Source organism: Trichormus sp. NMC-1, assembly GCF_001858025.1.
Lineage (GTDB): Bacteria > Cyanobacteriota > Cyanobacteriia > Cyanobacteriales > Nostocaceae > Anabaena.
This window is the reverse complement of the sequence record NZ_LZQD01000007.1, coordinates 260,955-271,535: the sequence shown is the minus strand read 5'-3', so window position 1 is coordinate 271,535 and position 10,581 is coordinate 260,955. Positions and strand designations below refer to the sequence as shown.

Genomic DNA, 10,581 nt, shown 5'->3' with positions numbered 1-10,581 from the left:
GACAACTGAGTACGAGCGATCGCAATAATCCAACCCTCAGTGGCAGATATTCAGATGACTACCGTTTAACAGGACTTAGCGCAGGTCAACAGATACGTCTGGACATGACCTCTTCATTTGATACGTACTTACAGCTTGTTAATGAAAGTACGGGACAAGTAATTGCTGAAAATGATGACTCCAACGGTACTAGAAACTCTCAAATTAACTTAACTGTTCAAGCTGGAGTTTCCTACATTGCACGAGCTACTAGCTATTCTTCTGGTGTAACTGGCAACTACAATATTAGTCTAACTGGAAGTCAAGTTTCTGATTGGTTTGATCAAAACATTCGAGATACAGAGCTACGCTCAGAAATTCGCAATCGTATGACTGATGGGAGTTTAGATCGAAATGATATGATTGCTATTTTCCGAAATGCTAGGGATGGCAGTACAATTGACGGCAACGAACTAACTGATCTTCGGACATTAGTGAACAATACAGACCGGATTAGTATGCAAGAACCAGTGCGTGTTTTATCTAGAAAAATTGCTAATGGGAATATTGCCAACGGACGGGCTGGAATTGGTAATCTAGTTGCAAGTAGTAGTTCTAGTCAGATGGATAGGTTAATTGATAAGTGGTTTTTGGGTACTATTCGACCAACAACAACTAACTCTAACTTTACTTATCGTTTCGCAAGTGGTTCTCTATTTCAAAATGGAATTTCCCAAGACGATGTGCGTCAAAGTACAGCATTGAATAACTGTTATTTTATGGCCGGGTTAGCTACTACAGCACTTCGCCAATCTAATACCATTCAAAATATGTTCATAGATAATGGAGATGGAACATTTACAGTTCGTTTTTACGATGTTACCAACCAAGTTGCTGATTATGTAACAGTTGATAAGTACCTACCTGTGGATACTTATGGTAGGTTTGTTTACGCCAATAGAGGTAGTCTCCACAATGATCAAAATAATGAATTATGGGTGGCATTAGCTGAAAAAGCCTATGCACAGTTCAACGAATCCGATACTACTAACCAAATTGGCCGCAACAACAATGACAGAAATTCTTATTATGGTATTGAATGGGGTTTTGCTAATGTTGCGTTAACTAATATTACAGGCTCAAGATCAAACAGTTTTTCTGACTTTAACCTTAATGGTCTTTTAAATCAGATTAATGCAGCTAGACCAATAATTGTAAACTCAAAAAGTTCTGGTGTACTTCCCTCTATTGTTCCGAGCCATTCTTATACTTTGACAAGTTACGATTCTCAGACACAAAAGTTTAGGCTTTTTAACCCTCGCGTTGGTAGCACACAACCCAGAAATATTGATATGATAATTGAACAATTAAGATTGTATTTCAGTGGTTGGATTTATATTTAGGTTGCTTAAATTTTAATTGAGTGCGATCACTCCTCTCACCTCAATGAATAAATAATTGTAAGGGTTTAGCAATGCTAAACCCCTACGTTTTAGGTATAGTTTGTGGATGATGAGATAGCGATTTTTTTTGGCGGATGGAGGAAAGCGATAGCGAAGCGCTAACCAAAGGTATCGCCTTTTTGCCTTTTTGCTGTTCTGAGTCTGCGTTAGCGGTAGCTCACCGAAGGTATCGCAGTATAATGTAAGTAGCTTTTAACCCATATTTCTATGACATTAACAGAAATTTTACCCTCACTGCAAAAATTATCCCATCAAGAAAAAATCAAAGCCATTCAATTTTTAGCCACAGAATTAGCTAAAGATGAAGAAAATTTACTAGAAGAATCACTTGAGTATGGTGAGATAGATACAGGATTAAATTTTCAACCTCTTACTGAAACAGAAATGATTGAGCAAAGCAAATCTGCTCTAGAAGCATACCGGCGTACAGGTTCAGCAGTCAAACATGAACAAGTGCGGAAATGGGCAAATAGTTTAGGCAATAACGCCAATGTCTGAAATAGTTTGGACAGAAACTGCCATTAATGACTTAAATCGGCATTACGATTTTATATCACTGAATAATGCTGTTGCAGCAGGACGCGCAGTACAAGCAATAGTTTCTTCTGGTGAAAGTCTACAACAAAATCCACGTCGAGGAGCAATTGTAGATGAAATAGCAGGATTAAGAAAACTTTTAGTTTCTTTTGGTAAATACGGCTTTATCATCCACTACGTTATTCTTGAGGATGATGTGATTATTTTACGCATCTATCATGGACGAGAGAATCGACCTTGTTAGTCAGTAGAGTAGGCATTTTATTATTAATTATTTATGAAGTTTGTAGGGGTTTAGCAATACACTTTACCCCTACGTTTTTGGTACTTGTTGTAGAAATGATGAAGATAGAATAAGATTAAGTTATACCGTCAGTCAGAAAAGAGGTATAACTCAATGACAAGCATCAAAACAGCTATTTCAATTGAAGAATCACTCTATGAAGAAGCAACTGCTTTAGCAAATGCAATGAAGATTCCTCGCAGTAAATTATTTGCTCTAGCAATGGAAGAATTTCTGCGTCGTAAAAAACATCGCCAATTAGTAGAAAGTGTTAATGAAGCTTATGCAGATGGTTTGGATGAATCAGAACAAATCATGTTAGCAGCAATGCGACACCATCAAGGACAATTAAAAGAAAAAGAATGGTAATTAAGCAAGGTGATATTTATTGGATTGATTTGGGAGAACCAATAGGATCAGAACCAGCTTATATCCGTCCTTATGTAGTGATCCAAAATGATTTGCTCAACAGTTCTCAAATCAGAACGGTAATAGTTTGTGCATTAACTTCTAATTTGCGACGAGCTAAGGCAATGGGTAATGTTTTACTAGAGTTAGGAGAAGCTAATCTTGATCGGCAAAGTGTGGTAAATGTATCGCAGATTTTTACAGTAGATAAAGCTTTATTAACTGAAAAAATCGGGACGCTATCTAAAGAAAGAATTAGACAAATTTTAGCAGGATTATTAATAGTAACAGAACCACAGGAAATAGATTTAGATGAATAAATAGATTTCCTCTCGTTCCCATACAGAGTATGGGAACGAGATATTTTAGCTATGTAAGAAGACAAAACCCAGCTTCAATAATTTAAGGGGGTTTAGCAATGCTAAACCCCTACAGATTCCTAAATTATAAAAATAATAAATTAAGCTCCTTCTGGACGATCAATTTTTTGACCAGGAGAAGATTCATAAAGAGCATCCAACTGTTCCCGTGCATCTTCAACATTAATTGAACGCATTACCAACAGCGGTTCTTTAATAAAGTTACCTGCGCTATCTAACAATTCTGGATGGGGTACGGACTTTCTTTTAGCCCCATAATAGCCCCCTTGATTACCCATTGACGAGGAATTTGTTGGATAAGGCCGCTCTCTATCAAAACTGAACATGATCAGATTGCGAATTAAATTACCCACAGCTATAAATGCAAGGACAGTAAAAGCTAAAATGTAAAGTAGGTGTAACATCGAATTATCCTCCAGGGCAACAAGTTTTAAAGCTTTATATCGTAGTGATTAACTTTCGCTCACCCATGATTTGTGATGATGAGGAATGTTAAATTATCTATTTGATCTATTTGTGATGTGATATTTTGTAATCCTATTAAGATTACGGTAACATGGGCTACATTATTTTTTTATGAAAATAATGTTAAGCTTTCTTTCTTATCATTGCGACTTATATACAGTTTTGTCACATAGTAAGTCACGGTTATTTTGACTGACGGTAGCGCATCCCTACATTCCAACATTCGCTTACCAATTGATGCCAAGGCATTATAGTTGCCATATCTATCCCGGCTTGTTCATTAGTTGCAGTAAACAGCATCTTTGCTGTGTTAAGTTCGGCTTGCGCTTGTTTAACTCGTTGTAACAAGTTAAATTGCTCTTCATCACTCATAAATTGGATTTTCTCATTTTCCAGTAGTTCAAGCGATCGCCCAAACCAATATTGAAAATCCTCTAACAATGGCTCCAAGACTGATTTTAGCAATTCAGTACTCGGTGGATTCGAGTCTCCCATATATGAAAAGCATATTTCCTAATTTCTTTTTAATATTAACCTTATTTACGAATCTTAACAATTAATTCATAACTGTCCATATTGCCAAGAAAATCAAAAATCTGTAACCTAAGATACCATGCACAATAATATAAATTTAGCAATAGGCTTGTAAGGTTCCTTGGGAGTAAGTCTGGATATGTCTAAAGGAACAAATCAGGAAAGAGGAGTCAGGAGTCAGGAGTCAGGAGTCAGGAGAAAGGAGAATGAAGAAAATTTTTCTATTCCCTGTTCCCTGACAACCTGATTGAATTTAATTTTGTATTGTATGGCTTTTACCAAAAGCCTGTGGTTGGGCTAAATTAGGAGAAACCATAGCCAGTGGACTATTATTTATTTTGTAAAGATATTTTTTGTCAAATTTATTTTTAATCACTTCGCCAAAATTTTAACAGCCGATGTCGCCAAATCAAGAAACTCAACCAGCCGAAAAAATCTATTTACCGCGGACCAGCGAATCAGAAACATTAAAAAAGATTCGCCACACAGCTTCGCATATCATGGCAATGGCAGTACAAAAGCTGTTTCCTAAAGCGCAAGTCACAATTGGACCCTGGATTGAAAATGGGTTTTATTATGACTTTGATAGTCCAGAACCCTTCAGCGACAAAGATTTGAAAGCCATTCAAAAAGAAATGGTGAAGATTATTAATCGCAAATTACCATTAATTCGGGAAGAAGTCAGCCGAGAAGAAGCCCAAAGCCGCATTGAAGCCATTAAAGAACCTTATAAACTGGAAATTCTGGCAGATATCAAACAAGAACCGATCACAATTTACCATTTGGGAGATCAATGGTGGGATTTGTGCGCTGGACCCCACCTCGAAAATACCAGTGAAATTAACCCCAAAGCTCTAGAATTAGAAAGCGTTGCTGGTGCTTATTGGCGTGGAGATGAAAAGAAAGCCCAATTACAGCGCATTTATGCCACAGCTTGGGAAACTCCCGAACAATTAGCAGAGTACAAACGCCGGAAAGAAGAAGCCCTGCGCCGTGATCATCGTAAAATAGGGAAAGAACTGGGATTATTTATCTTTTCCGATTTAGTCGGTCCTGGTTTACCTTTGTGGACTCCCAAAGGAACTTTACTGAGAACGATTTTAGAAGACTTCCTCAAAAAAGAACAATTAAAACGGGGTTATTTACCTGTAGTTACCCCCCACATTGCCAGAGTTGATTTATTTAAAACATCTGGACACTGGCAGAAATACAAGGAAGATATGTTTCCTTTAATGGCTGAAGATGAGGAAGCAAGAGCGATAGAACAGGGTTTTGTCATGAAACCGATGAATTGCCCTTTCCATATTCAAATATACAAGAGTGAATTACGGTCATACCGGGAATTACCGATGCGGTTGGCGGAATTCGGCACAGTTTACCGTTATGAACAATCGGGAGAATTGGGTGGTTTAACCAGAGTGCGCGGTTTTACTGTTGATGATTCTCATTTATTTGTGACTCCCGAACAGCTAGACAGCGAATTTCTGAATGTTGTAGATTTGATTTTGAGCGTTTTCAAAAGTCTGCAATTAAAGAATTTTAAAGCTAGATTGAGTTTCCGTGACCCAGCCAGTGATAAGTATATCGGTTCTGATGAAGCTTGGGATAAAGCGGAAGGTGCGATTCGTCGCGCTGTGGAACAATTGGGAATGGATTATTTTGAAGGAATTGGGGAAGCGGCTTTCTATGGTCCAAAACTCGATTTTATCTTCAGTGATGCTTTGGAACGGGAATGGCAATTAGGAACAGTGCAGGTAGATTATAATTTACCCGAAAGGTTTGATTTAGAATACGTGGCTGAAGATGGTTCTCGCAAACGTCCGGTAATGCTTCACCGCGCACCATTTGGTTCTTTGGAACGGTTAATTGGGATTTTGATTGAAGAGTACGCGGGTGATTTCCCCTTGTGGTTAGCACCTGTGCAAATCAGGTTATTACCTGTAAGTGATCTTCAGTTAGATTTTACCAAAGAGGTAGTAGGGAAGATGGTTGCGTTAGGAATTCGGGCGGAAGTGGATTTGAGTGGCGATCGCTTGGGTAAGTTGATTCGCAACGCCGAAAAGGATAAAATACCTGTCATGGCGGTGGTTGGTGCCAAGGAAGTAGAAACCAACAGCTTGAGTATCCGTACCCGCGCTTCTGGGGAATTGGGAGTCATAACTGTAGATGAAGTTGTGGATAAAATCACAGGAGCAATTACTAACTTTAGCAACTTCTAAGAAAGTAAAGAGTAGGTTGGGTAGAACAAAGTGAAACCTAACCTACAACTTTTTTGAACCTTGTAGAATGAATTTTGGAGTAAAAAATGCTAAATATTGAATATCTTACCAACACAGAAGGAAATACTATTGCAGTTGTAATTCCTATTGACATCTGGAGACAATTACTACCTACAGAAGATGCCTCTTTGGATGAACTTGCTGAAGCAGTAGAAGACTATTGTATGAACAAAGCTATGAATGAATCTGTGAATACCCCATTGCTAAATCGAGCTAAAGCCTTAGCCTATCTTGAGGAATAATTATCTTGGAAGTTTAAAACTCTCTGTGACTCTGCGCCTCTGCGTGAAAAAAATCATATTTCTAACCAGCAAAATCCCAAAACTTCTCACTCAAAAGCGCATCAACATTCAGGCTAAACTTCCATAAATCAGGAAACTCAATTTGAGGATAATCTTCCCTAACTTCCATCAGTGAATCTTCCCAAGCTTGATCTAACACTTCTGTAAAATATCGCTTCAGACTAGGGGATTGTTTAAGAAGAATTCTTAACTGACGACGTTGTTCTCGAATTGTCACTTCCCAGCCACGATTATCATACTCACTATTAATATAAATCCGTTTTAATAAATGCACCCATAGCACAATCAAGCGACTTTCAATCTCAGCCCTATCCCTACTCGCCAAGATTTCCATCTCCTCAATCAAATGTTCCACATCCAAACCATGAAAATCTCGCGCCTTGAGTTTGAGGATTGTATCCTCTAGCCATAGGTACTGATCTTGATCATAAAGACCTTCTTTGGCTAATTGAATTTCTGTCATAGATTTAACAGTGCCTCTAATTGTCCATTTTAGATCATCAAGCAAATAAAGGCGTTTTTTAATCTACTCAATCCTAAGCATAAGATTTATTGAGGTATATATTCTCCCTATGCCAACCTGGGATAAAAACTTATAAAGAAATTGTTAAAAAGTTTAGTACAATGACATTATTCACTGATAAGTATTTTTTCCTATTGACATGATAGCGGATCAATTTCCCTGGCTTACCGCGATTGTCCTATTTCCACTTCTGGCATCCTTTCTCATCCCTGTATTGCCTGATAAAGACGGCAAACTTGTCCGATGGTATGCACTAGGGGTAGGAATCGCCGACTTTGGTTTAATGTGTTACGCCTTTTGGAAGCATTACGATGCCAGTAGTGCTAGTTTTCAGCTTGGAGAAAGTTATGTCTGGATGCCTCAGTTAGGTTTGAACTGGGCAGTTTCTGTTGATGGTCTTTCGGTCCCGCTGGTACTTTTAGCTGGATTTGTTACCACCCTGGCGATTTTTTCGGCTTGGCAGGTTGACCGCAGACCAAAGCTTTTCTATTTTCTCATGCTTGTGTTGTATTCTGCACAAGTTGGGGTGTTTGTTGCCCAAGACTTGTTGTTATTCTTCATCATGTGGGAAGTCGAACTAATTCCCGTATATTTACTAGTTTGCATTTGGGGTGGACAACGGCGACGCTACGCAGCTACAAAATTTTTACTTTATACTGCCGCCGCTTCTATATTTATTTTAGTCGCAGCCTTAGCAATGGGGCTATATGGTGGGGGAAATGTCACCTTTGATATTGCAGAACTTGCACAGAAAGAATATCCCCTGACTCTCCAACTGCTACTTTATGCAGGTTTGCTAATTGCCTTTGGTGTCAAACTTGCTATTTTTCCCTTCCATACTTGGCTACCGGATGCCCACGGGGAAGCATCTTCTCCCGTGTCGATGATTTTGGCGGGTGTGCTTTTGAAAATGGGCGGATACGGATTAATTCGCCTCAATCTTGAACTTCTTCCTGATGCACATATTTACTTTGCACCAGTTTTAGCCATTCTCGGTGTTGTCAATATTATCTATGGTGCATTAAACTCTTTTGCCCAAACGAATATGAAACGGCGTTTGGCTAATTCGTCAATTTCCCACATGGGTTTTGTACTTCTAGGAATTGCGTCTTTTACCGATTTGGGTATTAACGGCGCAATGTTGCAAATGATCTCCCACGGTTTGATTGCTTCGGTGTTATTCTTCTTGGCAGGTGTAACTTACGATCGCTCTCGGACGATGGTAATGGCAGATATGGGCGGTATTGGTCAAGCGATGCCGAAAGTATTTGCCCTCTTTACAATGGGTGCAATGGCATCTTTGGCTTTACCGGGAATGAGTGGCTTTGTGGGTGAACTTTCGGTTTTTGTGGGGATAACAACTAGCGATGTTTACACTTCCACCTTCTGTACCGTTACAGTTTTCCTAGCTGCTGTGGGAGTTATCCTCACACCTATTTACCTGCTTTCCATGCTGAGACAGGTATTTTATGGTTCTGGTGCAGACCTGATCTGTGACATTAATAATGCAGGTTTGGAAAATCAGGAAGATGAAGGAACGGCTTGTTTTGGTACAGATTGTCTCCTACCTACGGAAACTGTATATACTGATGCCAGACCTCGTGAAGTGTTTATTGCCGCCTCTTTTCTAGTGCTGATTATTGGGATTGGTTTCTATCCCAAAGTGGCTATGCAAATGTACGATGTGAAAACTGTAGCCATTAATGCTCATGTTCGCCAGTCTTATACAATCATCTCCCAATCAAATCCCCGAATTTATGCCAATGGGTTCTTAAATCCGCACATCTCAGCAACCGAGTTAACTCCTGTGTTGGGAACATTGAAGTAACAGTGCAGCTTCATAAAGAAATGGTATAAGTTCTAATCAACTCTAATACCGGATCTGTCGTAGGGGTAAAGCAAAAGCTCATTGGTGTCAACTTAACGTGAAAGACTCTTCATTGACGTTATATCCAACTTACTCCATGACCAATCAATCCAGAATCACCCCACCCCTGTTTTACTAACGTAAAACTTCCCCTCCCCTCTTGAGGGGAGGGGACTAAGGGGTGGGGTAGAACGGCTGTGGGAAAACGGTTTGAGCTTAAGTTGATACTCATGAGCTTTTGCTTTACCCCTACAGCTTTAAATAATTATTTTGGTTATGGAAAAATCACTAATCTCTTTCAACGCTTATTCCTTGCACCTGATTCACCTTTTTAACCTTCAAACTCTTGATATAAGTAGGTGGGCGTTAAAAATTGTCGTTGGGGCAAGGGAACAGGGAACTCTTAACAGGGAACAGGAAGAGAGCTTTGGGCGATTTTACTTTTCTTCACATACCTTTAAATTTTTCTGTTAACCTACTTATCTAAGTTTTAGCTTTATTAAGCAAGCCCTAAATTAATTTAACTCTAAAGTAAGTATCAGGATAATAAAAATGAAGCCAGCTAATCATCTTTATGCGTATCTATAAAGTACCACCAATATATGAGATGCTAGTGGATCGATTAGTGAGTATTGACAGATGTCATTGGTTTCTACTGTTACGGTTAAAGTCCCTGCGACAACGGCAAATTTGGGGCCTGGTTTTGACTGCATCGGTGCAGCCTTAAAGCTATACAACGAATTTAAGTTTACTTGTCTGGCTACTGGTGGTTTAATTATTCAAGTCTCTGGTGCAGAAGCGGAAAAGGTGCAAACTGATGAGAGTAATCTTCTGTATCAGGCTTTTGTAAAGTTATATCAATATATAGATCAAACGCCGCCGCCGGTGAAAATTGAAATTAAGTTAGGAGTACGTTTAGCTAGGGGTTTGGGTAGTTCTGCGACTGCAATTGTGGGGGGGTTGGTGGCTGCAAATCAATTAGCAGGTTCACCTTTATCTGAATTGCAGGTAATGGAATTAGCGATCGCTATGGAGGGACATCCTGATAATGTAGTACCTGCTTTATTAGGGGGATGTCGTCTGGCTGCAACTAGCCAAACAGGTTGGGAAATTTGTGATATTACCTGGCATCGGCATATAGTACCAGTAGTGGCAATTCCTGATTTTGAGTTATCAACTTCAGAAGCAAGGCGAGTTTTACCAACAGAGGTAAGTCGTGCAGATGCGATTTTCAATATTGCCCATTTTGGTTTATTGTTGCGGGGTTTGGCAACGAATCAGGAAGAATGGTTAAAAGCAGCTTTACAAGATAAGTTACATCAACCTTATCGTCAAGCTTTAATTCCTGGTTACGATGATGTGGCTGCTGCTGCTGTAGCTGCTGGTGCTTATGGCATGGTGATCAGTGGCGCAGGCCCAACACTTTTAGCTTTAACAGATACAACACATACATATGGGGTAGTGACAGCGATGTCAAATGCTTGGAAACAAGCCGGAATTAAATCTACTGTGCGATCGCTCGCCCTCGATACTCAAGGGGCAACGATATTGTAGCAGGGGG

The 10,581-nt window shown here is 39.4% G+C and carries 12 protein-coding genes; 9 read left to right on the top strand and 3 right to left on the bottom strand.

The features are described from left to right. The 5 genes from A9Y75_RS20930 to A9Y75_RS20910 all read left to right on the top strand — a co-directional run. Nucleotides 1-1,382, top strand: a 1,382-nt coding sequence (locus A9Y75_RS20930; protein WP_143046468.1) for a C2 family cysteine protease, incomplete at its 5' end; no start/stop codon positions are given. Between the two features lie 267 nt (nucleotides 1,383-1,649). Next, a complete protein-coding gene (locus A9Y75_RS20925; protein ID WP_071191458.1) occupies nucleotides 1,650-1,940 on the top strand; it encodes a hypothetical protein in 291 nt (96 codons plus the stop codon). After that, nucleotides 1,933-2,223, top strand: coding sequence for a type II toxin-antitoxin system RelE/ParE family toxin (locus A9Y75_RS20920; RefSeq protein WP_071191457.1), 291 nt, complete (start codon nucleotides 1,933-1,935; stop codon nucleotides 2,221-2,223). Before A9Y75_RS20925 ends, A9Y75_RS20920 begins: the two co-directional genes overlap by 8 nt. A 153-nt stretch (nucleotides 2,224-2,376) precedes the next feature. Next, on the top strand, nucleotides 2,377-2,631 hold the full coding sequence (locus A9Y75_RS20915) for a hypothetical protein (RefSeq protein ID WP_071191456.1): 255 nt from the start codon (nucleotides 2,377-2,379) through the stop codon (nucleotides 2,629-2,631). Continuing rightward, nucleotides 2,625-2,990: a type II toxin-antitoxin system PemK/MazF family toxin gene (locus A9Y75_RS20910; RefSeq protein WP_071191455.1), complete on the top strand. Its 366-nt coding sequence runs from the start codon at nucleotides 2,625-2,627 to the stop codon at nucleotides 2,988-2,990. The genes A9Y75_RS20915 and A9Y75_RS20910 overlap by 7 nt, the downstream gene beginning before the upstream one ends. Nucleotides 2,991-3,130: 140 nt before the next feature. Here the strand turns inward: A9Y75_RS20910 and A9Y75_RS20905 are convergent, their stop codons facing one another. Together A9Y75_RS20905 and A9Y75_RS20900 are read right to left on the bottom strand one after the other, a co-directional pair. After that, nucleotides 3,131-3,454, bottom strand: a complete 324-nt coding sequence (locus A9Y75_RS20905; RefSeq protein ID WP_071191454.1) for a DUF2973 domain-containing protein — start codon at nucleotides 3,452-3,454, stop codon at nucleotides 3,131-3,133. A gap of 244 nt (nucleotides 3,455-3,698) precedes the next feature. Next, nucleotides 3,699-4,010 (bottom strand): DUF2605 domain-containing protein, encoded by a 312-nt coding sequence (locus A9Y75_RS20900; RefSeq protein WP_071191453.1) that lies wholly within the window; start codon nucleotides 4,008-4,010, stop codon nucleotides 3,699-3,701. A gap of 437 nt (nucleotides 4,011-4,447) precedes the next feature. Between A9Y75_RS20900 and thrS the strand changes: the two genes are divergently transcribed. After that, nucleotides 4,448-6,268, top strand: coding sequence for a threonine--tRNA ligase (gene thrS / locus A9Y75_RS20895; protein ID WP_071191452.1), 1,821 nt, complete (start codon nucleotides 4,448-4,450; stop codon nucleotides 6,266-6,268). Nucleotides 6,269-6,354: 86 nt separating this feature from the next. Then, the gene (locus tag A9Y75_RS20890) at nucleotides 6,355-6,570 is read left to right on the top strand and encodes a hypothetical protein (RefSeq protein ID WP_071191451.1); all 216 of its coding nucleotides are present in this window, start codon (nucleotides 6,355-6,357) and stop codon (nucleotides 6,568-6,570) included. Between the two features lie 61 nt (nucleotides 6,571-6,631). Here A9Y75_RS20890 and A9Y75_RS20885 read toward each other — a convergent pair whose 3' ends face one another. Continuing rightward, the gene (locus A9Y75_RS20885) at nucleotides 6,632-7,093 is read right to left on the bottom strand and encodes a DUF29 domain-containing protein (RefSeq protein WP_071191450.1); all 462 of its coding nucleotides are present in this window, start codon (nucleotides 7,091-7,093) and stop codon (nucleotides 6,632-6,634) included. 199 nt (nucleotides 7,094-7,292) lie between these two features. Between A9Y75_RS20885 and A9Y75_RS20880 the strand changes: the two genes are divergently transcribed. Both A9Y75_RS20880 and thrB read left to right on the top strand, forming a co-directional pair. Next, a complete protein-coding gene (locus A9Y75_RS20880) occupies nucleotides 7,293-8,981 on the top strand; it encodes an NAD(P)H-quinone oxidoreductase subunit 4 (RefSeq protein ID WP_071191449.1) in 1,689 nt (562 codons plus the stop codon). Nucleotides 8,982-9,659: 678 nt separating this feature from the next. Next, entirely contained in the window at nucleotides 9,660-10,574 is a 915-nt protein-coding gene (thrB, locus tag A9Y75_RS20875) for a homoserine kinase (protein WP_071191448.1), read from the top strand. Nucleotides 10,575-10,581: the final 7 nt, after the last annotated feature.

Coding starts and splice junctions, on each gene's coding strand:
- A9Y75_RS20890 (WP_071191451.1), top strand. CDS start 6,355: ATGCTAAATATTGAATATCTTACCAACACAGAAGGAAATACTATTGCA.
- thrB (WP_071191448.1), top strand. CDS start 9,660: ATGTCATTGGTTTCTACTGTTACGGTTAAAGTCCCTGCGACAACGGCA.
- A9Y75_RS20905 (WP_071191454.1), bottom strand. CDS start 3,454: ATGTTACACCTACTTTACATTTTAGCTTTTACTGTCCTTGCATTTATA.
- A9Y75_RS20880 (WP_071191449.1), top strand. CDS start 7,293: ATGATAGCGGATCAATTTCCCTGGCTTACCGCGATTGTCCTATTTCCA.
- A9Y75_RS20900 (WP_071191453.1), bottom strand. CDS start 4,010: ATGGGAGACTCGAATCCACCGAGTACTGAATTGCTAAAATCAGTCTTG.
- A9Y75_RS20925 (WP_071191458.1), top strand. CDS start 1,650: ATGACATTAACAGAAATTTTACCCTCACTGCAAAAATTATCCCATCAA.
- thrS (WP_071191452.1), top strand. CDS start 4,448: ATGTCGCCAAATCAAGAAACTCAACCAGCCGAAAAAATCTATTTACCG.
- A9Y75_RS20910 (WP_071191455.1), top strand. CDS start 2,625: ATGGTAATTAAGCAAGGTGATATTTATTGGATTGATTTGGGAGAACCA.
- A9Y75_RS20915 (WP_071191456.1), top strand. CDS start 2,377: ATGACAAGCATCAAAACAGCTATTTCAATTGAAGAATCACTCTATGAA.
- A9Y75_RS20920 (WP_071191457.1), top strand. CDS start 1,933: ATGTCTGAAATAGTTTGGACAGAAACTGCCATTAATGACTTAAATCGG.
- A9Y75_RS20885 (WP_071191450.1), bottom strand. CDS start 7,093: ATGACAGAAATTCAATTAGCCAAAGAAGGTCTTTATGATCAAGATCAG.